Raw genomic sequence first — 25,966 nt, 5'->3', positions numbered from 1 at the left:
ACGACCGGGGGGCGCCGTTCGGCATCCTGATGGTGGAAGAAAACCACGGCGACCGGCCACGACGACCAGCGAGGATCTACCGAGGACACCGACATGTGCCAGCACCAGCCTTCCTGTCCTCCCGCGTCCGCCTCCGACCACGAGGCGGCGGTCCTGGTGGCGTACCACCCGGAACAGGGATGGGGGCTGCTCTGCAACGGCGTGGTGGTCTTCGACGACAGCGGCGAGCTGCTGCCCGACGGGCGCAGTGTCCCGGCCGATCGGAAGCTTTCGGGGTGTGCGGCATGACCATCGACATCGCGGCGGCGGGTGTTCGGAACTCCCCGTCGGCCTTTCCGTTCTCCGCCGGGCGGACCTGGGCTGTGGACTGGGACCGCGAGTGGGCAGGCGCACCGACCGCGTCCTCGGCCGGAGGCCCGGCCCGCGAGCCGGAGCCCGAGGAGCGCACGGCCACGTGGGAGCTGCCCCAGCGGCTGTCCTCGACGTGCATGGCCCGGCGGGTGACCCGCGCCCGGCTCACCAAGTGGGGTCTGCCGGACGACACGATCGACACCGTCGAGCTGCTGGTCAGCGAGCTGGCCGCCAACGCGCTGCGGCACACCCAGGGCCCCGTCCAGCTCTCCCTCTCGCTGGAGGACGGCCTGCTGCGCGGCGAGGTCGAGGACACCGACCGCAGGCCGCCGCGCCTCCACGAGGCGGACCCGTACGACGAGCGGGGCCGCGGCCTGAACATGGTCGAGCGGCTCTCCTGTTGCTGGGGCAGCGTCCCGACGCTCACCGGCAAGGTCGTGTGGTTCGAGCTGCCGGTGCGCTCACACCTGTGAGTCCGGCAACAATCCGAGCTGGGCGAGCAGCTCCAACTGGTCGAAATAGAAGCGCAGGCTGACGATCAGGCCGTCTTCGACGGTGCACATGGAGCAGCAGCGCAGTTGGATGGGCCGGCCGGTCCCCGGGACGGCCCGTCCCCCGGGCATCAGGTACGTCCCCCCGTGGGTGCCCACCATCATCAGTTCCTCGGCCGCCAGGTCGCCGTGGTCGATCGTCTCCCAGACCACCGCGCGGACGTCGGGGAACGCGGTGAAGAACTGCCCGATGTGGGAGGCGATCTCCTCGTGCCCTTCGGCGGGGCCCTCCGGGCTGATCCACACGGCCCCTGGGCTGACGACCCGCAGGAGCGCCTCGATGTCGTGGTCGTTGAACGCGGCCGTGTGCCTGTTCAGGAGCTCGCGGGCCTCCGTCATGGCGTTCCCTCTTCCCGCTGCGCCAGGGGTCGAACCTGGAGCCCCGTGCGCGCGGCGGAGCCGTCCCCGCCGCGCGCACGCCGCCCCTTACGAGACGCACGCCGTTCCCGGCGCCGCTCCTAGCGGAGGAAGGCGGCAGCCACGCCGGCGTCCACCGGGATGTGCAGCCCTGTGGTGAGCGACAGGTCTCCGCCGGTGAGCGCGAAGACCGCCGCGGCGATGTGCTCCGGCAGCACCTCGCGCTTGAGCAGGGTCCGCTGGGCGTAGAACTCGCCCAGCTTCTCCTCCGGCACGCCGTACACGGCGGCCCGGTTGGCGCCCCAGCCGGAGGCGAAGATGCCGGAGCCGCGGACCACGCCGTCGGGGTTGACGCCGTTGACGCGGATGCCGTACTCGCCCAGCTCGGCCGCGAGCAGGCGCACTTGGTGCGCCTGGTCGGCCTTGGCCGCGCCGTACGCGACGTTGTTCGGCCCGGCGAAGACGGAGTTCTTGGACGAGATGTAGACGATGTCGCCGCCCATGCCCTGGTCGATCATGATCCGGGCGGACTCCCGGGAGACCAGGAACGAGCCCCGCGCCATGACGTCGTGCTGGAGGTCCCAGTCCTGGACGGTGGTCTCCAGCAGCGAACGCGACAACGACAGGCCGGCGTTGTTGACGATCAGGTCGACGCCGCCGAAGGCCAGCACGGCCGCACGGAAGGCGGCGGCGATCTGCTCCTCGTCGGTCACGTCCACCCCCGCGGCCACCGCCGCGTCCGCCGGCCGGTACGCGCGGGCGCCCAGCTCGGCGGCGACCTTCTCGGCGGCGGCGAGGTCGCGGTCGGCGACCACGACGCAGGCGCCCTCGGCGGCGAGCCTGCGAGCGGTGGCGGCGCCGATGCCGGAGCCGCCGCCGGTGACCAGGGCGACCCGCCCGGCCAGCGGCTTGGGCGCGGGGAGGCGGCGGAGCTTGGCCTCCTCCAGCTCCCAGTACTCGATGCGGAACTTCTCCACCTCGGGGATCGGCGCGTACGTGGAGAGCGCCTCGGCGCCGCGCATCACGTTGATCGCGTTGAGGTAGAACTCGCCGGCGACCCGGGCGGTCTGCTTGTCCTTGCCGAAGGAGAACATGCCGACGCCGGGCACCAGCACGATCGCCGGGTCGGCGCCGCGCATGGCGGGCGAGCCGGGCACCGCGTTCCGCTCGTAGTAGGCGCGGTACTCCTCACGGTAGGCGGCGTGCCGCTCGCGCAGCCGGGCGACGGCCTCGTCGAGCGGCGCCCCGGCGGGCAGGTCGAGCACCATCGGGACGACCTTGGTGCGCAGGAAGTGGTCCGGGCAGGACGTGCCGAGCGCGGCCAGGCGCGGGTGCTCGGCCCGGGACAGGAAGTCCAGCACCTCGGGGGTGTCGGTGAAGTGGCCGACCTGCCGGAGGTCGGTGCTCGCCAGCCCCCGGATGATCGGGAACAGCGCGGCGGCGCGGGCGCGCCGCTCCTCCTCCGGCAGCGGCTCGTAGCCGGGCAGCACCGGCCCGAACGGCTCGGGCCTCCCGTGCTCGGCGATGTACGCCTCGGCGGTGCGGATGATCTCCAGCGAGTTGGCCTCGCACTCGGCGGAGGTGTCGGCCCAGGCGGTGATGCCGTGGCCGCCGAGGATGCACCCGATGGCCCGCGGGTTCTCCGCCTTGATCGCGGCGATGTCCAGGCCGAGCTGGAAGCCGGGCCGCCGCCAGGGCACCCAGACGACGCGGTCGCCGAAGATGCGCCGGGTCAGCTCCTCGCCGTCGGCGGCGGTCGCGATGGCGATGCCGGCGTCGGGGTGCAGGTGGTCCACGTGCGCGGCCTCGACCAGGCCGTGCATGGCGGTGTCGATGGACGGCGCGGCCCCGCCCTTACCGTGCGCGCAGAAGGCGAACGCGGCGACCATCTCGTCCTCGCGCTCGACGCCCGGGTAGACGCCGGTCAGCGCGCGCAGCCGGTCCAGGCGCAGTACGGCGAGGCCGGCCTCGGTCAGCGTGCCGAGGTCGCCGCCCGACCCCTTGACCCAGATCAGCTCGACGTCCGTGCCGGTCGCCGGGTCCACGGCCACGCCCTTGGCCGAGGTGTTGCCCCCGGCGAAGTTGGTGTTCCGCGGGTCGGCTCCGAGCGCGTGCGACCGGTTCAGCAGCTCTTCAACCGGCGAAATCACGAAATATCCCCCCAAAGTGTGTCAAGACACCCACGATGGTGTCAGGCGTCCCAGCCGGCCTGGCGACCGCCCACCCGCTCGGCGCGGATCTTCTCGAAGTAGCCCGACCTGGCGTAGGCCGCCATCGGGTCGGGGTCCAGCCCCTGCTCCTCGCGCACCTCCGCGAGCAGCGGCCGGACGTCGGTGTTGTAGGCGTCCATCAGCACCGCGTTCGCGCCCAGCACGTCACCGGCCGCCTGGGCGGCGGCGAGCGCGCCGCCGTCCACCAGCAGCGCCTTGGCGGTGGCCTCCTGGACGTTCATCACCGAACGGATCTGGCCCGGGATCTTCGGCTCGATGTTGTGGCACTGGTCGAGCATGAACGCCACACCCGAGTCCGGGCCGTACCCGCCGCCCCGGACGACCTCGTACATGATGCGGAAGAGCTGGAACGGGTCGGCCGCGCCGACCATGAGGTCGTCGTCGGCGTAGAAGCGGGAGTTGAAGTCGAACCCGCCGAGCTTCCCCTCGCGGAGCAGGAACGCCACGATGAACTCGATGTTCGTCCCCGGCGCGTGGTGCCCGGTGTCCACCACGACCTGGGCCTTCGGCCCGAGCCGCAGGCAGTGCGCGTACGCCGTGCCCCAGTCCGGCACGTCCGTCACGTAGAACGCGGGCTCGAAGAACTTGTACTCCAGCAGGAACCGCTGGCCCTCCCCCAGGCTGTCGTACACGGCCGAGAGCGCCTCGGCCAGCCGGTCCTGCCGGGCGCGGATGTCGTCCTGGCCGGGATAGTTCGTCCCGTCGGAGAACCACAGCTTGAGCGTGTCCGACCCGGTGAGGTCCATGATGTCCACGCACTCCAGCAGGTGGTCCAGGGCCTTTCGGCGCACCGCCTGGTCCGGGTTGGTGACGCTGCCGAGCCGGTAGTCGTCGTCCTGGAACACGTTGGAGTTGATCGCGCCGATCCGCACGCCCAGGTCGGCCGCGTGCCGGGCGAGGTCGCCGTAGTCGTCGACCCGGTCCCACGGGATGTGCAGCGAGACCCTCGGCGCGATCCCGGTGAACGCGTGCACCTGGGCCGCGTCCGCCAGCTTCTCGTACGGGTCGCGCGGCACGCCCTCCTGTGCGAACACCTTGAACCGGGTGCCGCTGTTGCCGTATGCCCATGACGGCGTCTCGATGGACTGCCGCCGCAGCGCCGCCCTGATGTCGCTCATCGAACCCCCGGGTTCAGTCGAGATGGAAAACTTCGCGGAGGGCGACCATGCCCTCGTCCGGCGCGCCGTCGAGATCCTCGAAGAAGGGCGCCATCTCGGCCTGCCAGCGGGCGCTGACCTCCCGCCCGGCCATCGCGGCCTTCGCCGCCTCGAAGTCGTCGGTCTCCAGATAGCCGACGAGCAGGCCGTGCCAGGACGGGCGGCGTGTTCCCTCCCGGCGGCTCGGTCACCGCGCCCACCTCTTTCTAAAAACGTTTTAGCGAACGCCTCGGAAGGTAATGGGCCACATTGGGCCTTGTCAATGAGGGGTGAGCCGGTCGTTTCCACCGCTACCGAGCTTTCCGTGCGACACAGAAGTCCGTACTGACCTGCGAATACCGCTAGGGTCTTGCCAAATTCCGCTAACACGTTTTAATGGAATGGCGATCGAGGAGGGCAGTTGGGCACCGTGACCATCAAGGAGGTCGCCCAGCGCGCGGGGGTGTCTCCGGGCACGGTCTCCAACGCGCTCAACCGGCCGGAACTGGTGGCCCCGGCCACCCGCGAGCGCGTCGAGGAGGCCATACGCGAGCTGGGCTTCGTCCGGCACGGCTCGGCGTCCACACTGCGCGCCGGCCACAGCCGGACCATCGGCCTGTCCGTGATGGACATCGGCAACCCGTTCTTCACCGACGTCGCGGCGGGCGTCGAGGAGACCGCCAGCGCGCTCGGGTACGCGGTGATCCTCGGCAACTCGGCCGGCTCGCTCGAGAAGGAGGAGCGCAACCTGCACGTCCTGGCCGAGCAGCGGGTGCGCGGCGTCCTCATAACGCCGTCGGACGACGATCCCGCCCGCTTCGACCGGCTGCGCGAGCGCGGCATCAGCGTCGTCCTCGTGGACCATCCGGCGCACCGCCCCGACCAGTGCTCCGTCACCGTCAACGGCGAGGGCGGCGGCCAGATGGCGACGTCCCACCTCCTCGAACGCGGCTCCCGGCGGATCTGCCACCTCACCGGCCCGCTGACCATCCGGCAGTGCCGCGAGCGGGCGACCGGCGCGCGGCGGGCCGTGCTCGCGGCCGGGCTCGACCCCGCCGACGTGCTGGAGGTGGTCGCCATGCCGGCCATGACCGCCCGCGCCGGGCAGGTCGCCGCCGAGCGCATGCTCGCCGCCGGCCGCCTGCCCGAGGCCGTCTTCTGCGCCAACGACCTGCTCGCCCTCGGCCTGCTGCGCGGTCTGCTCCTCGCCGGGGTGCGCGTCCCCGGCGACGTCGCCCTGATCGGGTACGACGACATCGACTTCACCGCGGCCTCCGCCGTGTCGCTCAGCTCGATCCGGCAGCCCGCGCACCGGCTCGGCCAGATCGCCACCGAGCTGCTGCTCGACGAGTGCGACAACCCGGACACCCACGCCCACCGGCAGATCATGTTCCAGCCCGAGCTCGTCGTGCGCGAGTCGACCGGCTCCCCCCGCTGAAAGGTACGCAATGAGCGTTTACGCGGCAGTCGACCTCGGCGCGTCCAGCGGCCGGGTGATGACCGTGCGGGTCGACGGCGACCGGCTCGACCTCGCCGAGACGCACCGTTTCCCCAACCGGCCGGTCCGCGCCGGCGGCGCCCTCCACTGGGATGTCCTCGCGCTCTATCGGGGCGTGCTCGACGGGCTGGCGAAGGCCGGGGCGGTCGACTCGATCGGCATCGACTCCTGGGCGGTCGATTACGGCCTGCTCGACGCCGGGCGACTGATCGGCAACCCCGTCCACTACCGCGACGAGCGAACCGCCGGGATCATGGAGCGCGTCTCCGCCGAGTTGGGCGCGGCCACGCTCTACCAGGTCGGCGGCCTCCAGTTCCTGCCGTTCAACACGATCTACCAGCTCCTCGCCGACCCGGCCCTCGATCGGGCCGAGACGCTGCTGCTGATCCCCGACCTGCTCACGTACTGGCTGACCGGCTCCGTCGGCGCCGAGGTCACCAACGCCTCCACCACCGGCCTGTACGACGTGCGCGCCCGGTCCTGGGCGCACGACCTCGCCGCCCGGCTGGGCATCCCGTCCCGGATCCTGCCCGAGCTGCGGCCGCCGGGCGCTCCCGCCGGTACGCTCCGCGCGAGCGTCGCGGCCGAGACCGGCCTGCCCGTCGCGACCGCGGTCACCGCGGTCGCCTCGCACGACACCGCCTCCGCCGTGGCCGCCGTTCCGGCGAACGGCGACCGGTTCGCCTACATCTCGTCCGGCACCTGGTCGCTGGTCGGCCTCGAACTGCCCCGGCCCGTCCTCACCGAGGCGAGCCGGCTCGCCAACTTCACCAACGAGGGCGGCCTGGACGGCACCGTCCGCTACCTGCGGAACGTGATGGGCCTGTGGATCCTCCAGGAGTGCCTGCGCGCCTGGGGCGAGAGCGACCTGCCCGGCCTGCTCGACGCCGCCGCCGGGGCCCGGCCGTTCGCGGCCGTCATCGACCCGGACGACCCGGCGTTCCTGCCCCCGGGCGACATGCCGGGCCGCGTCGACGCCTTATGCGCGCGCACCGGGCAGCGCCCGCCCGACGGCCGGGGCGAGGCCGTACGCGTCGTGCTGGAGGGCCTGGCCCTCGCCTACCGCCGCACGCTCCGCGCCGCCGTACGGCTCAGCGGCCAGGAGGCGGACGTCGTGCACGTCGTCGGCGGCGGTGCGCGCAACGCGCTCCTGTGCCAGATGACCGCCGACGCCACCGGCCTTCCCGTCGTCGCGGGCCCGGTGGAGGCCGCCGCGCTCGGCAACGCGCTGGTCCAGGCCAGGGCGCGGGGCGAGGTCCGCGACATCCGCGCTCTCGTACGGCACAGCGAGCGGCTCGTGACCTACGAGCCGCGAGGCGACGGCGGGTTGTGGGACGCGGCGGAATCCCGTCTCGCCGAGCTGACCGGAAGCGACCGCACCGCAGCGGGCTGACCGGAAGTGGCCGCACCACCGCGGCCTGACCGGCCCCGCCGCAGGCTGATCGGCTCGCCGCGCGTTCCGCGGACACGCCGTCGGCGGCGGCGCATGGTCGGTCAGCGCCCGCGCGTCGCCGGCGATCGACGTGCTCATTCCTTCTCGAGGCGCTGGAGCAGTTGCCTGCGCCTGATCTCCAGGTCCTCGATCAACGCTTCCTGCTGCTCGACGTTCGTGAAGACGGTGGCCATCTCGGCCGCGTCCGTGGCGCCGGCGCTGCGCTCGCCGATCTCACGGCGCATCTCCGCCACCTCCTGGCGCATCCGCGCCAGATCCGCGTCCACGCGCTCCAGTTGCTCCCTGTATCCCGGCTCGCTCATAGGTTCCCGCCCGTCGTCGTCAACCGTTCTTCAACGACATTCCACCGACAGACCGGACTAATCGGACTTTGGGCAGCGTGTGGTCAGGGAGACAGGTAGACGACGCTCCCCGCCGTACGCGCGGCCTGGGCGGCGTGCAGCCGGGCGGACAGATAGGACGGCATGAGCGCGTCGGCCTCACGCGCGGTGAAGAAGCCGAAGCCGTCGAGCTCCTCCTCCTGGAGGACGACGCCGTCGCCGTCCGCCAGCGTGCCGCAGTCGAACAGGAAGTGGACCAGCGGGATCGGCCGGTCGTCGAGCGGATCGACCCAGTTGACGACGAGCAGCGGGCCGACCGGCAGGCTCAGGCCCAGTTCCTCACGCAACTCGCGCCCGCAGGCCGCCTCCGGCGACTCGCCCTCGTCGACGTGGCCGCCCGGCCAGCCCCAGTGGTCGCGGTAGTTCGGCTTGACCAGCAGCACCCGGCCCTCGGGATCGGTGATGAAGCCGGCGGCGGCGGCGACCACCTTGTGCAGCCCGGCGTAGAACACGTCGGGCGGGATCATGGGCGGGCCGCACGGCAGGAGACGCACATGGGACGAGCTTATGCCGGGCCCCTCCCGGACCGCCGCATCCGCGTGGGCGCCCAGGGCGCGCTCAGGTCCGGGTGCAAGGCCCCGGGCCGACGGCCGCGCGCCCCTTCTCGGGACCGGGTCAGGGTGTCCCCGAGGCGGCTCCCAGGGGTGTCCATTAGATCGCGAGGCGGAGGCGCACGGCGCTCACTTCCGCCGCAGGCAGTAGCGCGGATTGGTCTTCCAGCCCGAGGTCGGGGCCCCGACCGTTTCCTACCGTCGAAGTGTGAAAACGCCGAAACGCCGCCGCGGGAACATCGCCGCGTCCATCGGAGGGTGGAGCGCCCGCCACAGATGGTGGGCACTGCTGATCTGGACCTCGTTCGTCATCGCCTCGGTCCTCGTGGGGAACGCGGTGGGCGTCGCGAAGATGAAGTCCTACGAGAGCGCAAATGGGGACTCCCGGGAGGCCGGACGCATCCTCGACGGCGCCGGTTTCAGGGACGTCGCGAGCGAGGTCGTCCTCCTGCGGAGCGGCACGATGACCGTCAGGGACAAGGGGTTCCGCGACGCCGTCGCCGACGTGAAGAAGGCAGTCGAGGCCACCGGCCAGGTCGAGCACGTGCGCACGCCGTACGACAAGGAGCCGTCGCCGGTCACCGAGGACGGCAGGACGGCACTGGTCCAGTTCGACATGAAGGGTGAGGGCCGCACGGCCAAGGACCGGGTCCAGCCGGTGCTCGACGCGGTGGCCGGGGTGGCCTCCGCGCACCCCGCCCTGCTGATCGAGCAGGCGGGCGGCGCGAGCTCGGACAAGCTGGTCGGCGAGGCGATCGACAAGGACTTCGTCCGGGCCGAGCAGTTGTCGTTGCCGATCACCCTGGGCATCCTGCTCGCCGCGTTCGGCGCGCTGCTGGCCGCGGTGGTCCCGGTCGCCCTCGCGATGACGGCGATCTTCTCCGCCACCGGGCTGCTGGCCCTGACCAGCCACCTCCTGCACGTGGACGACGCCACGACCAACGTGATGCTGCTGATCGGCCTGGCGGTCGGCGTCGACTACTCGCTCTTCTACATCATGCGCGAGCGGGAGGAGCGGGCGAAGGGCCGCGACCGGCGCAGGGCCATGGAGATCGCGGCCGCCACGTCGGGCCGGGCCGTCCTCGTCTCCGGCGTCACGGTGATCGTCGCCATGGCGGGGATGTTCCTCACCGGCAACGGCGTCTTCATGGGCTTCGCCGAGGGCACGATCCTCGTGGTGCTGACAGCCGTGGTCGGCTCGCTGACCGTGCTGCCCGCGCTGCTCTCGCTCATCGGCGACAAGATCGACGCGCGCGTGGTCCACGGGGCGGTCCGCGCAGCCACCCGCGGCCGGGTCACCTGGCGGCGCGTCCTCGGCGTACGCGGCGGCGAGAGCCGCTTCTGGGGCGCGGTCCTCGGCCCGGTGCTGCGCCGTCCCGCGATCTCCGCCCTGCTGGCGGGCGGCCTGCTCGTGGCGCTGGCGATCCCCGCCGCCGGGCTGAAGACCGGCCCGCAGACCATCGACGACCTCCAGGGCGACTACGCGATCGCGCAGACCTTCAAGCGGATCGACGCGGCCTTCCCCGGCGGCAACGAGCCCGCCGTCGTCGTGCTCAAGGCGGCCGACGTGACGACCCCGGAGATGACCTCGGCGATCGCCGAGTTCAAGAAGCGGGCGTTCGCGACCGGCGTGGCGAACGAGCCGTTCGCCGTCTCGGTCAACCCGGACAAGACCGTCGCGCGGATCGCCGTCGGCATCAAGGGCACCGGCTCCGACGCCGTCTCCGAGCACGCCGTACGCACGCTGCGCGAGCGGGTCATCCCCGCGACCATCCCCGGGGCGCACGTCACGGGTGCCACGGCGGGGTCGATGGACTTCAACGAGCGGCTCGGCCGGAGCCTGCCTCTCGTGTTCGGATTCGTGCTGCTGTTCGCGTTCGTGCTGCTGCTGGCCTCGTTCCGCTCCCTGGTGGTCGCGATCAAGGCCATCGTGCTCAACCTGCTGTCCGTCGCGGCGGCGTACGGCGTGCTCGTGCTGGTCTTCCAGAAGGGGTACGGCGAGAGCCTGCTGGGCTTCCACTCCACCGGCACGATCACCAACTGGCTGCCGCTGTTCCTGTTCGTGATCCTCTTCGGGCTCTCGATGGACTACCACGTCTTCATCCTGAGCCGGGTCCGTGAGGCGTACGACAAGGGCATGCGCACCGAGGACGCGGTCGCGCACGGCATCAAGAGCACGGCCGCCGTGGTGACCAGCGCGGCGCTCATCATGGTCGCGGTGTTCGCCACGTTCGCCACGCTGTCGCTGCTGACGTTCATGCAACTGGGGGTCGGCCTGGCGGTGGCGGTCCTGATCGACGCCACGATCGTGCGGGCGGTGCTGCTGCCCGCGACGATGAAGCTGCTCGGCGACTGGAACTGGTACCTGCCCCGATGGCTCCAGTGGCTGCCGCGGCTCTCCCACGGCGAGGACGAGGACGAGGACCGGCCGGCCCCCGACCGGGACCGGGTCGCCGTCCCGGTCGGCTGACGCCGGGGCACGGCGGCACAGGGTGCGGAGGCCGGCAGGCCACCGCGCCCGAGCCGTCGCTCGACACCCAGAAAGCCTGGAAAGCCTGGAAAGCCTGGAAAGCCCGGAAGCTGGTGGGGTGTCCACGGACCTTGGCCGGATCGGCGCTTCGCCCGGAGGCCCGTGCGGTCCTCGCCGCCTTCCGCTCCGCTCCCCCGGTCCCGGTGAACGTCTGCGGACAGCGCCCTACGGGATCAGGCCGAGCAGGCCGAGCTTGCGGGCCTCGGCGGGCTCGACGATCCGCTGGATCTCCTTGAGGTTCCGGTCGAGCACCGCGATGGTGTTGTTCTTGGCGCCCTTGACCCGCACCGCGAGCCGGCCGTCCTTCGTGTAGAGGGCGCCGATGAGGCTGCCCTTGACCGGCAGTTTGATGGTCGCGCCCGTCACGGTGTCCACCAGCGTGGGACGGAAGGAGAGCGGCCATGTGCCGTCGCCGCCGGGGGCGTTCGCGCCGATCTTGTTGACGACGACCCGGCGGCCGTCGGGTGACAGGCTCTGGACGTGGTTCGCGAGCTTGATCCCCGCCGCGCGCCGCGACTTCCCGTTGGTCGTGTCGAGGAGGAAGACGCCGTCGGTCGTCCCGGCGTAACCCGCGAGGTAGCGGCCGCCCGCCGACCAGGCGAGGTGGCACACGCCGTACGTCTTGCCGATCTTGCGGCGGTTCCTGCCGTCGGCGCCGACGATCGCGATGGGGGCCATCGACTCGGCGGCGGTCATCGCGTACGCGATGCGGGTGGAGTCGGCCGACCAGACCGGGGTGGCGCACGGCACGCCGGCCACGGCGCCCTTGGCCACGACGGTGTCCTTCGTCCCCTGGGTCACGTGCAGTCCGCCCTTGTCGTCGACCCAGGCGATCTTCTTGCCGTCGGGCGCGGCGGAGAACTGGAACGCGCTGCCGCCGACCTTGGTCGTCGTGAACCCCTTGCCCGGCAGGTACGCGTACACGTTGGCGCCCGATCCCCCGTACCCGACGAAGGTCGCCCCGCCGACCTGCTTCACCGCCGCCTGGGCCGGCGCCGGGATCGCGAGGAGGGGGAGGGCCAGCACGGACAGAGCCGTCATGATTCGCATATCCGTAACGCTTATCGGATCATCGCCCCCACCCGCAATTCACATCCCGCCTTGTCCGGAAAAATCACGCTTTGGGGGCTTTTCGCCGGTAGCTTCGGGGCTTTCGCCGACGACCTCAGGGCCTTCGCCGGCGGCTTCGGGGGCTCCGCCGCGGGCGTCAGGGGCCTTCAGGGGCGGGGTCCGGGCACCGGGGTGAAGGGGTCGGCGAAGTGCCCAGTGGCCAGCACCGAGGCCCTGCGGAGAAGGGCCGTCCGGCTCCGCACCGCCAGCTCCGGATCCTCGTCGTAGACGTACGTGATCGAGGGGTCGCGCATCTGCACCGGGTGGAGCACCACGTCCCCGCTCAGCGCCAGGTCGCCCACCTCGACCGTCTGGTGGCCGGGCGTGTGCCCCGGCGTGTGGACGGCGGTGATCCCCGGGAGCAGCTCCGTCGTTCCGTCGAGGATCTGGAGCATGTCGCGCAGCGGCGCGACGACCTGGTCGAGCATCGGCCCGCGCGCCCAGTCCAGATCGGCCCGCTGTACGGCATGGCGCGCGTTGGGGAACGCGGGGCCGTCACCGCCGACGCACCCGCTCGCGTGGTCGCTGTGCAGGTGGGTGAGGACGACCAGGTCCACGTCCTCCGGTGCGACGCCGACGGCGGCCAGCTCCTCGGGCAGCCGCCCCGGCACCGGCGCCCAGCTCGCCGCCGGCGATCCGGTCCCGCCGATCCCCGTGTCCACCAGGACGGTACGGCCCGCCGCCCGCAGCAGGTAGCAGTGGAAGTGCAGGATCCACCCCTCTCCCTCCTCGAACGACCCTCCGGGGAACATCTCGGGCAGTGGTTTGCGGATGTGCGTCCCCATCGGCCCGACGGCGTCGCACAGCGGGACGACCTCGACACCGGACACGATCCTCATCTCATGCGGCATGGCCCACACGATAGGGACGAAACAGCCCGATCGTCGCGCGTACCGGCGGCGCGGGATGATGGGACCCATGCTCGCCGACGTGATCGACCTCCTGATCTGCCCGGTCTGCCGCGAAGGGCTGGCGCGGGCCGGGGGCGCGGTGCGATGCGGGCGCGGGCACAGCTTCGACGTCGCGCGGCAGGGATACGTCAGCCTGCTGACCGGGTCGGCGGCCCCCGGCACGGCCGACACCCCGGCGATGGTGGCCGCCCGCGCCGACTTCCTCGCCGCCGGGCACTACGCGCCGCTCGCCGACCGCCTCGCCCGGCTCTGCGCGGACGCCGCCGTCGTCGCGGACGCGGGGGCCGGCACCGGCTACTACCTGGCCCGTGCCCTCCCCGAGGGCGCCGCCGGGATCGCCCTCGACATCTCCCGGCACGCGATCAAGCGGGCCGCGCGGGCGCACCCCCGCGTCGGCGCCGTCGTGGCGGACGTCTGGCGCCCGCTCCCGGTACGCGACGTGAGCGTGGACGTGCTCCTCAACGTGTTCGCGCCGCGCAACCCCGCCGAGTTCGCCCGGGTGCTGCGGCCCGGGGGGACGCTGGTGGTGGTCACGCCGGCCGCCAGGCATCTGCGCCCCCTGGTGGAGCGACTCGGCCTGCTGTCGGTGGACGAGGACAAGGAACGGCGGCTGGAGGAGGCGCTCGGCGGCCGGTTCGCCCGGACCGGCCTCGACGCGGTCGAGGTCGCGCTCGATCTCGGCCACCCGGCGGTCGAGGCCGTGGTGGGGATGGGGCCGAGCGCCTGGCACACCGACCCCGGCACGCTCGCCGACCGCGTCCGCGCCCTGCCCGATCCGGTACGGGTGACCGCCTCCTTCCAGATCACCACCTGGGTGCCCCGGGCCTGCTGATACCCCTGATACCAAAGGGGCATATCGCCGGAAATTCCGCTTTTTCTTCCTCGGGTTCTCCGGCGATTCCGCAGATTCGCGGGACATACTTGACGCGATCCCACCGGCACCGAATCCAGGGGAGGCCGCGTGAAAGCCGAGGAGCGCTGGCAGGCCAGATTCCGGGCGCCACGCATGACCCTGCCGATGTGGGCCCGGCGGGCGCCCCACCGCTCGGTCTACCGCAGCGACGCCTCCGGCGCCTGGGAGATCCACGCCTGGGACCGCTCGACCGGCCGCACCCGCCAGGTCACCGACCGTCCCGGCGGCACCGCGCACGCCGCCATCGACCCCACCGGCCAGTGGATCTGGTGGTTCGCCGACACCCTGGGCGACGAGCACGGCCGGTGGATGCGCCAGCGCTTCTCCGGCGGCCCCGACATCCCCGTCAACGCGCCGCCCGGCCACCCCGGCGGGCTCGGGCTCTCCGTGGCGGGCAGCGCCGCGATCGGCCGGTCCGGCCGCGACGGCTTCCAGGTCCTGCTCGTCCACGACCAGGAGGACCCGGTCACCCTCTACGAGCACGGCGAGTATGCCTCCGTCGCCGCGATGTCCCTCGACGGCTCGCTCGTCGCGATCGAGCACAGCGAGCACGGCGACTCCCGCCACCCCGCCCTTCGCGTGCTCAGGGCGAACGGCCGCACGGCCGGCGAGCTGGACGACGGCCCCGGCAGGGGCGTGACCGGCATCGCGTTCGCCCCGGGGCTCGGCGACCGCCGGCTGCTCGTCCTGCACGAACGGCGCGGCCGGCGCGAGCCGCTGGTCTGGGACCCGCTGACCGGCGAGCAGCGCGAGATCTGGCTCCGCGTCCCCGGGGACATCGACGCCGCCTGGTACGACGACGGCCGCGCCCTGCTCATCGTCCACGACCACCGCGGCCGCACCGAGCTGCTGAGATACGACCTGACCGGCGGCGGGCTCACCCCCATCGACACCCCGCGCGGCGTCATCGAAGCGGCGGCCCCGCGCCCCGACGGCAGCGTCGAGTACGCGTGGTCGAGCGCGTCCCAGCCGCCCGTGATCAGGTCGAGCAACGGCCACGTGGTGATGAACCCGGGTCGCGCCGCCCCCGCCTCGGTGCCCGTCGAGGACGCCGACGTCGAGGGGCCCGGCGGGCGCGTCCACACGTTGATCTCCCGGCCCGAGACCGGCGCCCCGCCGTACCCCGCGGTGTTCCTCCTGCACGGAGGGCCGGCCTCGCGGGACGGCGACGCCTTCGAGCCCGCCGTCGCCGCCTGGGTGGACGGCGGGTTCGCCGTGATCCGGGTCAACTACCGCGGCTCCACCGGGTACGGCTCTGCCTGGCGCGACGCCCTGCACGGCGACGTCGGGCACATCGAGCTGGCCGACGTAACCGCCGTACGCGAATGGGCGGTCGCCCGCGGCCTCGTCGACCCCGAGCGGCTCGTCCTCGCCGGCGCCTCGTGGGGCGGCTATCTCACGCTGCTCGGCGTCGGCACCCAGCCGAAGATCTGGGCCGCGGGCATCGCCACCACACCCATCGCCGACCACGCGGCCGCGTACGAGGACGAGGCGGAGCGGCTGCGCGCCCACCACCGGGCGCTGCTCGGCGGCCCGCCCGAGGAACTGCCCGAGCGCTACGCCGCCTCCTCCCCCATCACGTACGCCGACCTGGTGCAGGCGCCGCTGCTGGTCATCGCCGGGGAGAACGACCCCCGCTGCCCGATGCGCCAGATCGACGGCTATCTCGACGCCCTGGCCCGGCGCGGCCACCACGTCCACGTCCACCGGTACGACGCCGGGCACGGCACCCTGGTGGTGGCGGAACGCATCCGCAGGATGTCACTCCAGATCGATTTCGCGATCAGGGCGCTCGCAGAACGAGAATAGCCAGGTCGTCGGCGCTCGGCTCCGGCGCGAAATCCTGGCAGGCACGGCGGATCCGCTCGGCCACCGCCCGCGCCGACAGGTCCACGCACTCGGTCAGCAGCTTGGCCAGCCCGCCGTCGTCGTCGAGCAGCCGCGAGCCGCACCGCCGCTCGGTCACCCCGTCGGTGACCCCGAGCAGCACGTCGCCGGACTCCAGCCGCACGCTCTCCTCGTGGAACTCGGCCTCGGGGAAGACGCCGAGCAGGGACTGCGGCGACGCCACCGCCTCGACCACCCCGCTCGGCCGCAGCCGGAGCGCCTCGGGGTGCCCGGCCGACACCAGGCTGATGTCGAGCCCGCCCTCCGTGCGCGTGATCTCCCCGTGCAGCAGCGTCAGGAACCTGGCCCGGTCGCCCTCCTCCAGGATCGCCTGGTTGAGCCGGGCGACCACGGCGGCGACGCCGTACCCCTCCCGGGCGAGCAGCCGGAGGGTGTGCCGGGCGAGGCCGGTGACCGCGGCCGCCACGGGGCCGGTGCCGCAGACGTCGCCGATCGCGAAGCGCCAGACGCCGTCGCCCACCGGGAACAGGTCGTAGAAGTCCCCGCCGACCTCGTTGGTCTCCCCGGCCGGCTCGTAGATGACGTGCGAGTCGAGGCCGGGCGTGTGCGGCTCCTCGGGCGGCAGGAGGCTGCGCTGGAGCGCCAGGTTCGCCGCCGCCTGCTGCGCGTACAGCCGGGCGTTGTCCATCGCGAGGGCGGCCCGGCGGCAGAGGTCCTCGGCGAGCTGCATCACCTCGTCGGGGAAACGGTCGCTGCGGCCCAGGCACATAACGCCGAGCCGCCGCCCCCGCGCGGTCAGCGGGAACGCCAGCGCCTGCCACTCGCCCACGTGCAGCACGGCCGGCCCCTCGCCCGGCGGCATCACGATCTCGGCGAGCTCATCGCGCAGCGCGTCGATCTGGGTCTCGTCGGCGTGCCAGAGATAGGCCGGGACCACCTCGCCCGAGCCGTGCTCCATGGTGTAGACGGCGCACCAGCTCGCCAGCCTCGGCACCACGATCTGCGCGATGATCGCCGGCACCATGTCGGGGTCGAGCGTCCCGGCGAGCAGGTCGCTGGCGTCCGCGAGGAACCCGAGCCAGCCCGGCCCGTGCATCGGCTCGCCCACCCACTCGTCGCTCGTACGGCCGACGCCGCCGGGGAGGTCGATCCTGGCCCAGCGGGTGCGGGTGGAGCCGCTGAACGTGATCCCCCAGGAGATGGCGTTCGTGGGCGGGGCGAGCCCCTCGGCGTCGCCCTTCTCACGTACCTCCACCTGCACGGAGTCGCCGTGGTGGACCCACATGACCTCGAACGGGCCGTCGCCCGCCTCATGGACCAGGTCGCCGGCGAGCCGCTCGGCGTCGTGGCTCACGGACATGGCGGCCCACGCGGTCATCACTTCACGCGTGAACCGCCTCGCGGCTGGTACGGCTTCGTCGCCCGGCGCGAAAGACGCGGCGAGCACGGCACGTGGGGTAGTTGTCACCGATTCCGTGTTATCACACTTCCACCTGACCCTCGTCAAACAAGCAGACGACTACATGCCACGGAACGTGACAGACTGGCATGAGGTTCGTGCCCGGCACGACGCTGTTTCAGCGTGCCCGCGGGCCGGGAAATCCCGCAGGGGAAGGAGGCTCGATGTCGCGTGCCAACGGTGAGGCGGCAGGATCTGAGATCTGCTACGCCGAAGCCGACCTGAGGCCGTTGCTCGACACGCTCAACTCGTGGCGGGACGGCGACTTCCGCCGACGGGTGCCGCACGCGCCCCCTGGGATCCTCAGTGAGATTCGTCTCCTCCTCAACGAGGTCGCCGACCGCCGGGAGCACCTGGCGAACGAGTTGACCCGCGTACGGCGCGAGATCGTGCGCGAGGGCCAGTTCTCCGAGCGGCTGATGCCCGGGCCGGGCACCGGTCAGTGGGCCGAGAGCGTGGAGGCCACCAACGACCTGATCGACGCGCTGGTCACCCCGGTCAGCGACGTGGCCGACGTGATCGACGCCGTCGCCAAGGGCGACCTCTCCCGGCGCATCGACATCTCACGCGCGGCGCGCGGCGAGGTGCGGCGGCTCGGCAAGGCCGTCAACGGCATGGTGGACCAGCTCGCGCTCTTCACCTCCGAGGTGACGCGGGTCACCAGGGACGTCGGCACCGAGGGCAAGCTCGGCGGCCGGGCCAACGTGCGCGGCATGTCGGGGAGCTGGCGCGACCTGACCGAGGCCGTGAACACGATGTCCGGCCGCGTCTCGGCGCAGGTCCGCGACATCGCCGTCGTCACCACCGCGGTGGCCAGGGGCGACCTGAGCCGCAAGGTCACCGTCGACGCGGTCGGCGAGATGTTCGAGCTGAAGAACACCGTGAACACGATGGTGGACCAGCTCTCGGCCTTCGCGGAGGAGGTCACGCGGGTCGCCCGCGAGGTCGGCACCGAAGGCCGCCTCGGCGGCCAGGCCCAGGTCCGCGGCGTCTCCGGCGTCTGGAAGGACCTCACCGACAACGTCAACTTCATGGCGAACAACCTCACCTCGCAGGTCCGCCAGATCGCCGCCGTCTCCACCGCCGTCGCCCAGGGCAACCTCTCCAAGAAGATCACCGTCGACGCCCAGGGCGAGATCCTCGAGCTCAAGGACACCCTCAACACGATGGTGGACCAGCTCTCCGCCTTCGCCGACGAGGTCACCCGCGTCGCCCGCGAGGTCGGCACCGAAGGCCGCCTCGGCGGCCGCGCCGAGGTCAAGGGCGTCTCCGGCGTCTGGAAGGACCTCACCGACAACGTCAACTCGATGGCCAAGAACCTCACCTACCAGGTGCGGAACATCGCCCAGGTGACCACCGCCGTCGCGAACGGCGACCTCACCCGCAAGATCGACGTCGACGCCCAGGGCGAGATCCTCGAGCTGAAGAGCACCATGAACACGATGGTGGACCAGCTCTCCTCGTTCGCCGACGAGGTCACCCGCGTCGCCCGCGAGGTCGGCACCGAAGGCCGCCTCGGCGGCCAGGCCCAGGTCCGCGGCGTCTCCGGCGTCTGGAAGGACCTCACCGACAACGTCAACTTCATGGCGAACAACCTCACCTCGCAGGTCCGCCAGATCGCCGCCGTCTCCACCGCCGTCGCCCAGGGCAACCTCTCCAAGAAGATCACCGTCGACGCCCAGGGCGAGATCCTTGAACTCAAGGACACGATGAACACGATGGTGGACCAGCTCTCCGCCTTCGCCGACGAGGTCACCCGCGTCGCCCGCGAGGTCGGCACCGAAGGCCGCCTCGGCGGCCAGGCCCGCGTCCTCGGCGTCTCCGGCGTCTGGAAGGATCTCACCGACAACGTCAACTCGATGGCGAACAACCTGACATACCAGGTGCGCGACATCGCCGAGGTGACCACCGCCGTCGCGAACGGCGACCTCACCCGCAAGATCGACGTGGACGCCCAGGGCGAGATCCTGGCGCTCAAGACGACGATCAACACGATGGTGGACCAGCTCTCCTCGTTCGCCTCCGAGGTGACCCGCGTCGCCCGCGAGGTCGGCTCCGAGGGCCGGCTCGGCGGCCAGGCCCGGGTCGAGGGCGTCGAAGGCATCTGGAAGGGCCTCACCGAGAACGTGAACGAGCTGGCCGGCCGCCTCACCACGCAGGTGCGCGCGATCGCCGCCGTGACCAGCGCGGTCGCCAGGGGCGACCTCACCCAGTCGATCACTGCGGAGGCCGAGGGCGAGCTGGCCGACCTCAAGGACAACATCAACACGATGGTGGGCAATCTGCGGCTCACCACGAAGGCCAACCAGGAGCAGGACTGGCTCAAGTCCAACCTGGCCAGGATCTCCCGCCTCATGCAGGGCCACCGCGACCTGATCGAGGTCGCCAGGCTGATCATGAGCGAGCTGACGCCGCTCGTGTCCGCCAGCCACGGCGCCTGCTACCTCATGGTGGACGGCGAGCTCACCCTGATCGCCGGGTACGGCATCCAGCCCGGGCCCAGCCCCCGGCACCGGTTCGCCCTCGGCGAGGGCATCGTCGGCCAGGCGGCCCTGGAGACCCAGCAGATCATCCTGGAGAACGTCCCCGCCGACTACATCACGATCGAGACCGGGCTCAGCAGGTCCACCCCGGCCCAGATCGTGGTCCTGCCGATCCTCTTCGAGAGCCAGGTGCTCGGCGTCCTGGAGATGGCGTCGTTCAACCAGTTCAGCGAGGTGCACCTCGCCTTCCTGACCCAGCTCGTCGAGACCATCGGCGTGACGATCAACACGATCATCGCGAACTCCCGCACCGAGGACCTGCTCAAGGAGTCCCAGCGCCTCGCGATCGAGCTGCAGGAGCGCTCCGACGAGCTGCAGCGCCAGCAGGAGGAGCTGCGCAGGTCCAACGCCGAGCTGGAGGACAAGGCCGCGCTGCTGGCCAAGCAGAACCGCGCCATCGAGATCCAGAACTTCCAGATCGAGCAGGCCCGGCGCACGCTGGAGGAGCGGGCGGAGCAGCTCGCCGTCTCCTCGCGCTACAAGTCCGAGTTCCTCGCCAACATGTCGCACGAGCTGCGCACCCCGCTGCACAGCCTGCTCGTGCTGGCCAAGCTCCTCACGGAGAACGCCGAGGGCAACCTCACACCGCAGCAGGTCGAGTTCGCCCGGACCATCCACGGCGCCGGCTCGTCCCTGCTCCAGCTCATCAACGACATCCTCGACCTGTCCAAGGTCGAGGCCGGCCGCATGGACATCCACCCGCAGCAGCTCTCGCTGCCCCGGCTGGTCGACTACATGGAGGCCACGTTCTCGCCCCTCGCCCAGGACAAGGGGCTCGCGTTCTCGGTCGAGGTCGACCCCACCGTGCCCGGCGAGCTGCGCACCGACGAGCAGCGGATGCAGCAGGTCCTGCGCAACCTGCTCTCCAACGCGATCAAGTTCACGCCCAAGGGCGAGGTCAAGCTCAAGGTCAGCCCCGCCCCCGCGCACGTGCCGTACGTCGACGAGACGCTCCAGGCGTCGGACAACATCCTCGCCTTCTCAGTGATCGACTCCGGCATCGGCATCGCGCCCGACAAGCTCGAAGTGATCTTCGAGGCGTTCCACCAGGCCGACGGCACCACCAGCCGCAAGTACGGCGGCACCGGGCTCGGCCTGTCCATCTGCCGCGAGATCGCCCGCCTCCTCGGCGGCGAGATCCACGTCGACAGTGAGCCGGGCAAGGGCAGCACGTTCACCCTCTTCCTCCCCATCGCGTACTCCGGCCCGCTCGCGGCCCGCGACGGCGGCGCCACGGCCACCGGCGCGCACAGCGAGGAACTGGTCCGCGAGGCCCCCGAGACCGAGCGGGACGAGGTCCTGCCCGAGATCCCGCTGCCGACCGACCTGCCGGTGTCCCAGCTCGCGCCGGTCAGCAACGGCCACGACTGGCAGGGCGAAGACCCGCTCAGCGGGGCCAAGATCCTGATCGTGGACGACGACATCCGCAACGTCTTCGCGCTCACCAGCGTGCTGGAACGGCACGGCTCGACCGTCGTGTACGCCGAGAACGGCCGCGAGGGCATCGAGCAGCTCGAACGCAACGAGGACGTCGCCCTCGTCCTGATGGACATCATGATGCCGGAGATGGACGGATGGGCCACCACCTCGGCCATCCGGCAGATGCCCCAGTTCGCCGACCTGCCCATCATCGCGCTGACCGCGAAGGTGATGCGCGGCGACAGGGAGAAGAGCATCGCCTCCGGAGCCTCCGACTACGTGCCCAAGCCGGTGGACGTCGACCGGCTGCTCGAGCGCCTGCGCGGCTGGCTGATGCGCGGCCGTGAGGCGACCTCCGAAAACCGCGAAGGAACCTGATCGATGCCGGACCGCGCCAAGATCCTCCTTGTCGACGACCGCGAAGAGAACCTGATCGCGCTGGAGGCGATCCTCAGCTCGCTCGACCTGATCCCCATCCGGGCCAGGTCGGGTGAGGAGGCGCTGAAGGCCCTGCTCGGCAACGAGTTCGCGCTCATCCTCCTCGACGTCCGCATGCCCGGGATGGACGGCTTCGAGACCGCCGCCCACATCAAGCGGCGCGAGCGCACCCGCAACATCCCGATCATCTTCCTGACCGTCGTGGACAGCGCCCCCGACTACGCCTTCCGCGGCTACGCCGCCGGAGCGGTCGACTACCTCACCAAGCCCTTCGACCCCTGGGTGCTGCGGGCCAAGGTCGCCGTCTTCGTCGAGCTGTACAACATGAACCGGCGGCTCGCCGAACAGGCGTCGCTACTGCGCGAGCGGCTGAACTCCGAGCTGTCCGAAACCAACGGCGCCGACCAGGCCGAGGTGCTGCCCGAACTGTCACGCCGGCTCGACGCCGTCGAGGAGGAGCTGACCCGCGTACGCGAACTGGTCGGGAAGTCCGGCGACACCCACCTCACCGGCCCCGTGGCCGACCTCGCCGAACGCGTCGGCCGCCTCAGGGCCGGTTTCGACGCCCTCTCCTGACCCGACACCGCGCCCGCCCGACATCCGCCCGCCGACCTGCTCAGCGTCGCGCCCGCACAGTGCCCGACAACCTCACTCCGCTCGGCGGGAGCAGACGCCCGAAGCCGCCGGCCTCCGTCCTCGCGCGGGACTCCTCCGTCGCCCGCTCGCTCGTCGGTCGGCTCAGCGTCGCGCCCGCACAGTGCCCGACAGCCTCGCTCCGCTCGGCGGGAGCAGACGCCCGAAGCCGCTGGCCTCCGTCCTCGCTCGGGACTCCTCCGTCGCCCGCTCGCTCGTCGGTCGGCTCAGCGTCGCGCCCGCTCCAGCGCATCCCAGAAGCCGCGGCGGAGGGCCTGGCGGACCTCCTCGTGGAGGAGGAAGTCGATCGGGAGGGACGAGCCCTGGAGGAGCCGGGCCTCCAGGTCGGAGGGCATCCGCGGCTTGCGGGCCAGGACCGCCTCCAGCCACAGGACGGGGGCGTCACGGGCGACCGACTCGCCGAAGTCGAACCCCTCCTTGTGCGCCGACTGCACCGACTCCGCGAGCGTCGTGGTGGGGCCCGCGCTGTGCGACGGCGACTGCGTGGGCTGCGGCCCCGTGTACGGCCCGAGCGGCATCGGGCCCGGTGCCGGATAGGCGCCCGCGGACGCCCCGGAATAGTTCCCCGAGCTCTCGGACTGGTGGCTCTGCGCGGGAGAGACGCCCGGTATGGGCGACACCTGCCCGGGCGGCGGCGAGAGGGGCGCGGGAAGCGGCGGCGGCGAGATCGGAGCGAGCGAGGAGATCTGCACCGGGGACGAGCCGTGCGCCGGCGGTGAGGCGGGGGGCGAACCCGGTGCCGGGCTCTGGACCTGTGGAGGCGTCTGAGAGGTGCCCGGCGACGAGGCGGGCGACGTGGCCGGGGCCGGGATGGGCGACGGCGCGGGAAGCTGCCCGGGCTGCGGCTCCACCGGATAGGCCGAGTACGCGGGAAGCGCCGGCTGGGCCGGACGGGCGTGCGCGGCTCCTGAGAAGGGCGACGAGAAGGGGGCGGGAGACGAGGCCGGCGTGACGCTGCCGCCACCGGACGCACCGCCCGGCGAAAAACCGGTACCCGAGGCGCCGGCCCCCGAAGGACCGGAGCCGGAAGCATCCGCACCCGGAGCACCGACCCCCGAAGCACCGACACCCGAAGCGGCGGTGCCCGGAGCGCCGGCCGTCGGGACGCCTCCGCCGGAGGCTCCGTTCAGACCGCCGCCGAGCGCGAACGCGCCGTTCGCGGAGCCGCTCAGCGCGCCGTTGCCGGTAGCCGCCCCGGCGAGCTGCCCGGAGCCGTTGTGCCGGGACTGACCGTTCAGGGCCGGCTGCTGCCCGTTGGCCTGCGCGGGGGCCGCGTCGGCGCCCGCGTTCGGGGTGGCGTACGGCATGAGCTGGGCGCCGCCGATCTCGATGAGGTCGTCGCACTCCTGGCGCAGGGCGCGGGAGATCGCCCACCCGCCCTCGACGGCGATGTGGACGACGGTCACCCGGATGCCGAGGTCCTGCGCGTCACTGACGACCTGGGCCAGGTCCTCGTCGCCGCTGACCACCACCGCGTCGCAGACGGCGTTGTTGCGCGCCAGCGTCATCAGGTCGCGATGCACCTGCGCGTCGACGCCCTCGCGGCGACCGGGCCGCATCCGGGCGAGGCGAAGCTTGAGCCCGGGGATGTCGGCCAGCACGTCGTGATCGTTCGTCCTGCGGCCTTCGACCGTCGCCTCGTACCAATAGCAGCGGAGCAGCGGGAGGCCGGTGCGGTCCTTGGACAGGCCGGTCAGCAGTTGGAGGAGTCCGGGATAGTCCCAGGAGACGGACTCTCGGTGACGGGTTCCGTGCGCGGCGAGCGCGCCGTCCGCCAGCAGGTAGCCGGCGTCAACGAACAACGCGCAGCGATCCACGCGACACCGCCCTTCCAACGTGGCCATCTCAGGGTAATCAAGCCGGTGAAGCGACGAGGGTGAATCGGCACGATTCAGGCCCCGCCGACACGATGGGGGTCTCGTGCGCCCCAGCCCCGATGCCGTACGTTCACGGAGACCGTACCAGTTTGTCCTGGTCTTGCCTGCCCCCCATTTCGTTATGGATCAGGCACTATCGCAGGGCCGGAACGCTGATCGCCGCCACCCCGAAGAGCAGCGCGTCGTTCCTGGTCAGGATGTTGAGCACCGGTCTGGAGCCACGCAGCGTCACGGAGTCGCGACGAGGCCCGGCCTTCCCGGGCCAGGTCATGACCTCCAGCCGGGCCTGCCGTCCGCCGGCCGCCAGTCCGTCGAGCGCGACGTTCAGCGGGCGCCCGCCCCGGAGCAGCGACGCCGTCTCCAGCACCGCCGCCTGCCCGTACGGCTGGCGCGGGTCGGAGGCGACCACGACCAGCGTCCACCCGGCTTGTGAAGCGGAACGTGTGTAACGGGTGGAACGGGCGGCGGCCGTCCTCGCCGAGGCGGCGGGCTCGGCATGAGTGGCGGCGCCGGTCGCCCCGGCGGCCGAAGAGGACCTGGCGGCCCGGGCGGACTTCGCGGCCGGGGAGGACTCGGCGGCCGGAGAGGGCGTGGACGTCGCCCCGGAGCCCGCGGCACCGGTCCCGACGGACGCGTCCGCCACCCACCACACGCCGTTCGGGCCACCGCCGCGGACGAGGCTCGTCACGTCGGCGAAGGCGAGATAACCAGCCCCCGAAGGAAGCGAGCGCCGGGTCAGCTCGGTGGCGTGCACCGTCACGTAGCGCCCCGAGCGCGGCGACCTGACCCGGATGTCCCCGGCGGGGGACGTCCCCTCCCTGCCGGACGACCAGTACAGCCCGGCCCAGAGCACCCGGGCCCCACTCGGCAGTGTGAGGCGGGCGGAGCCGGAACCGCGCGTCGAAGGGTCCGTGTCACGGTCGACGAGGACCTTCTCCGCGCAGGCCGGCTTCTTCGGGAGGCAGGCCAGCAGGTCGCCGCCGATCGCCCGGCCGGTCACGTGCCCGTCAGCGGCGAACCGCGCGGTGGCGCCCGAAGCGCGGACCCCCTTGGCCGACGTCGCCACCGCCCGGAGCGTCCCCGCCTGTACGTGAACTGTGGGGCCGCGATCCTCCGGGGCGTCCCGGGCCACGCTCACCGGCAGGAAGAGCGAGGTGACCTGCCCGGCGCCGAGCCCGCCGTGCGCGCACCGCACGCTCCTCCCGCTCGTACGGCACGCCCAGCCGCCCGCCGTCTCCGGCGCGCCCGCCGAGCGTCCCTTGCGCGCGGCGCCCGCCGCCGGGACGACCCCCTCGGGCAGGTCCACGGCGGCCTCGATCTCCTGGGAGGCGGCGGTCCCCGTGTTGCGCAGCCGTACGGCGACGATGCCGCGCCGGGCGCGCACGAGCGAGCCGACCGGCTCGACGGTCGCGGCGAGCGTGGCCGCCCTGGGGAGGGGCGCCTGTGCCCGCTTCCTGGTCAGGACCGGCCGCTCGGCGGGCGGCTCGGGGGTCGCCTCCGCCTCCGCGCCGCCCGGTCGCGGCGGCGCGGTACCCGTCGGCGGGGCCGAGGGGGACACGCCGGCCGAAGGTCGCGCGGGCGACGCCTTCGGCGAGAACGGCGTGAGTGAGGAGGGCGCCGACGGAACGGACACCGGCGGCGACGGCGCGGCCGGGGATGAAGCGGGGGATGACCCGGGCTGCCTGCCGTCGACGCCGTCACCGCCGTCACCGGTCCCGCCGGCGGCCCCGTCACCGGCGCCGCGGCCGCCTTCGGC

General features: G+C 72.2%; 19 protein-coding genes and 1 pseudogene. 9 read left to right on the top strand and 11 right to left on the bottom strand.

Going from position 1 to position 25,966, the window contains the following annotated elements:
* Positions 1-93: 93 nt before the first annotated feature.
* Together AWQ70_RS29220 and AWQ70_RS29215 are read left to right on the top strand one after the other, a co-directional pair.
* A complete protein-coding gene (locus AWQ70_RS29220) occupies positions 94-288 on the top strand; it encodes a DUF5999 family protein (RefSeq protein ID WP_067182987.1) in 195 nt (64 codons plus the stop codon).
* A complete protein-coding gene (locus AWQ70_RS29215) occupies positions 285-824 on the top strand; it encodes an ATP-binding protein (RefSeq protein ID WP_084517932.1) in 540 nt (179 codons plus the stop codon). Before AWQ70_RS29220 ends, AWQ70_RS29215 begins: the two co-directional genes overlap by 4 nt.
* On the opposite strand, the gene AWQ70_RS29210 is transcribed toward AWQ70_RS29215, so the two are convergent.
* The 4 genes and pseudogenes from AWQ70_RS29210 to AWQ70_RS29195 all read right to left on the bottom strand — a co-directional run.
* Positions 813-1,241, bottom strand: a complete 429-nt coding sequence (locus tag AWQ70_RS29210) for a nuclear transport factor 2 family protein (protein WP_067182984.1) — start codon at positions 1,239-1,241, stop codon at positions 813-815. The genes AWQ70_RS29215 and AWQ70_RS29210 overlap by 12 nt on opposite strands.
* Before the next feature lie 119 nt (positions 1,242-1,360).
* Positions 1,361-3,409, bottom strand: a complete 2,049-nt coding sequence (locus AWQ70_RS29205) for a bifunctional rhamnulose-1-phosphate aldolase/short-chain dehydrogenase (RefSeq protein WP_084517931.1) — start codon at positions 3,407-3,409, stop codon at positions 1,361-1,363.
* 41 nt (positions 3,410-3,450) lie between these two features.
* Complete coding sequence (gene rhaI, locus AWQ70_RS29200) at positions 3,451-4,608, bottom strand: L-rhamnose isomerase (protein WP_067182978.1); 1,158 nt, start codon at positions 4,606-4,608, stop codon at positions 3,451-3,453.
* Between the two features lie 13 nt (positions 4,609-4,621).
* Positions 4,622-4,834: pseudogene (locus AWQ70_RS29195) on the bottom strand (L-rhamnose mutarotase); the annotation flags it as partial.
* 222 nt (positions 4,835-5,056) lie between these two features.
* On the opposite strand from AWQ70_RS29195, the gene AWQ70_RS29190 reads away from it, so the two are divergent.
* On the top strand, positions 5,057-6,064 hold the full coding sequence (locus tag AWQ70_RS29190) for a LacI family DNA-binding transcriptional regulator (RefSeq protein ID WP_306303424.1): 1,008 nt from the start codon (positions 5,057-5,059) through the stop codon (positions 6,062-6,064).
* A gap of 10 nt (positions 6,065-6,074) precedes the next feature.
* Positions 6,075-7,517, top strand: a complete 1,443-nt coding sequence (locus tag AWQ70_RS29185) for a rhamnulokinase (RefSeq protein WP_067182972.1) — start codon at positions 6,075-6,077, stop codon at positions 7,515-7,517.
* A gap of 134 nt (positions 7,518-7,651) precedes the next feature.
* Here AWQ70_RS29185 and AWQ70_RS29180 read toward each other — a convergent pair whose 3' ends face one another.
* Positions 7,652-7,879, bottom strand: coding sequence for a hypothetical protein (locus tag AWQ70_RS29180; protein ID WP_067182969.1), 228 nt, complete (start codon positions 7,877-7,879; stop codon positions 7,652-7,654).
* Between the two features lie 83 nt (positions 7,880-7,962).
* Positions 7,963-8,451, bottom strand: a complete 489-nt coding sequence (locus tag AWQ70_RS29175) for an NUDIX domain-containing protein (protein WP_218004705.1) — start codon at positions 8,449-8,451, stop codon at positions 7,963-7,965.
* Between the two features lie 265 nt (positions 8,452-8,716).
* Between AWQ70_RS29175 and AWQ70_RS29170 the strand changes: the two genes are divergently transcribed.
* On the top strand, positions 8,717-10,978 hold the full coding sequence (locus AWQ70_RS29170) for an MMPL family transporter (protein WP_067182965.1): 2,262 nt from the start codon (positions 8,717-8,719) through the stop codon (positions 10,976-10,978).
* A 225-nt stretch (positions 10,979-11,203) separates the two neighbouring features.
* On the opposite strand, the gene AWQ70_RS39365 is transcribed toward AWQ70_RS29170, so the two are convergent.
* Together AWQ70_RS39365 and AWQ70_RS29160 are read right to left on the bottom strand one after the other, a co-directional pair.
* On the bottom strand, positions 11,204-12,079 hold the full coding sequence (locus AWQ70_RS39365; RefSeq protein ID WP_067182962.1) for a TolB family protein: 876 nt from the start codon (positions 12,077-12,079) through the stop codon (positions 11,204-11,206).
* Positions 12,080-12,255: 176 nt separating this feature from the next.
* Positions 12,256-12,999 (bottom strand): MBL fold metallo-hydrolase, encoded by a 744-nt coding sequence (locus AWQ70_RS29160; protein WP_067182959.1) that lies wholly within the window; start codon positions 12,997-12,999, stop codon positions 12,256-12,258.
* Positions 13,000-13,066: 67 nt separating this feature from the next.
* Between AWQ70_RS29160 and AWQ70_RS29155 the strand changes: the two genes are divergently transcribed.
* Together AWQ70_RS29155 and AWQ70_RS29150 are read left to right on the top strand one after the other, a co-directional pair.
* Positions 13,067-13,891: a putative RNA methyltransferase gene (locus tag AWQ70_RS29155; protein WP_067182955.1), complete on the top strand. Its 825-nt coding sequence runs from the start codon at positions 13,067-13,069 to the stop codon at positions 13,889-13,891.
* A gap of 174 nt (positions 13,892-14,065) precedes the next feature.
* Positions 14,066-15,781, top strand: coding sequence for a S9 family peptidase (locus AWQ70_RS29150; protein ID WP_067182952.1), 1,716 nt, complete (start codon positions 14,066-14,068; stop codon positions 15,779-15,781).
* On the opposite strand, the gene AWQ70_RS29145 is transcribed toward AWQ70_RS29150, so the two are convergent.
* On the bottom strand, positions 15,756-17,198 hold the full coding sequence (locus tag AWQ70_RS29145) for a SpoIIE family protein phosphatase (RefSeq protein WP_084517941.1): 1,443 nt from the start codon (positions 17,196-17,198) through the stop codon (positions 15,756-15,758). The two genes, AWQ70_RS29150 and AWQ70_RS29145, sit on opposite strands and share 26 nt — an antisense overlap.
* A gap of 245 nt (positions 17,199-17,443) precedes the next feature.
* On the opposite strand from AWQ70_RS29145, the gene AWQ70_RS29140 reads away from it, so the two are divergent.
* The gene (locus tag AWQ70_RS29140) at positions 17,444-21,619 is read left to right on the top strand and encodes a HAMP domain-containing protein (RefSeq protein ID WP_067182946.1); all 4,176 of its coding nucleotides are present in this window, start codon (positions 17,444-17,446) and stop codon (positions 21,617-21,619) included.
* 3 nt (positions 21,620-21,622) lie between these two features.
* Positions 21,623-22,255, top strand: coding sequence for a response regulator (locus tag AWQ70_RS29135; protein ID WP_067182942.1), 633 nt, complete (start codon positions 21,623-21,625; stop codon positions 22,253-22,255).
* A gap of 284 nt (positions 22,256-22,539) precedes the next feature.
* On the opposite strand, the gene AWQ70_RS29125 is transcribed toward AWQ70_RS29135, so the two are convergent.
* Together AWQ70_RS29125 and AWQ70_RS29120 are read right to left on the bottom strand one after the other, a co-directional pair.
* On the bottom strand, positions 22,540-24,150 hold the full coding sequence (locus AWQ70_RS29125) for an NYN domain-containing protein (protein ID WP_067182936.1): 1,611 nt from the start codon (positions 24,148-24,150) through the stop codon (positions 22,540-22,542).
* A 193-nt stretch (positions 24,151-24,343) separates the two neighbouring features.
* The gene (locus tag AWQ70_RS29120) at positions 24,344-25,768 is read right to left on the bottom strand and encodes a hypothetical protein (protein WP_157530566.1); all 1,425 of its coding nucleotides are present in this window, start codon (positions 25,766-25,768) and stop codon (positions 24,344-24,346) included.
* Positions 25,769-25,966: the final 198 nt, after the last annotated feature.

The organism is Microtetraspora niveoalba (assembly GCF_001570405.1).
Classification (GTDB): domain Bacteria; phylum Actinomycetota; class Actinomycetes; order Streptosporangiales; family Streptosporangiaceae; genus Microtetraspora; species Microtetraspora niveoalba.
The sequence above is the reverse complement of the archived record's forward strand: the minus strand, read 5'-3'. Positions and strand labels throughout refer to the sequence as shown.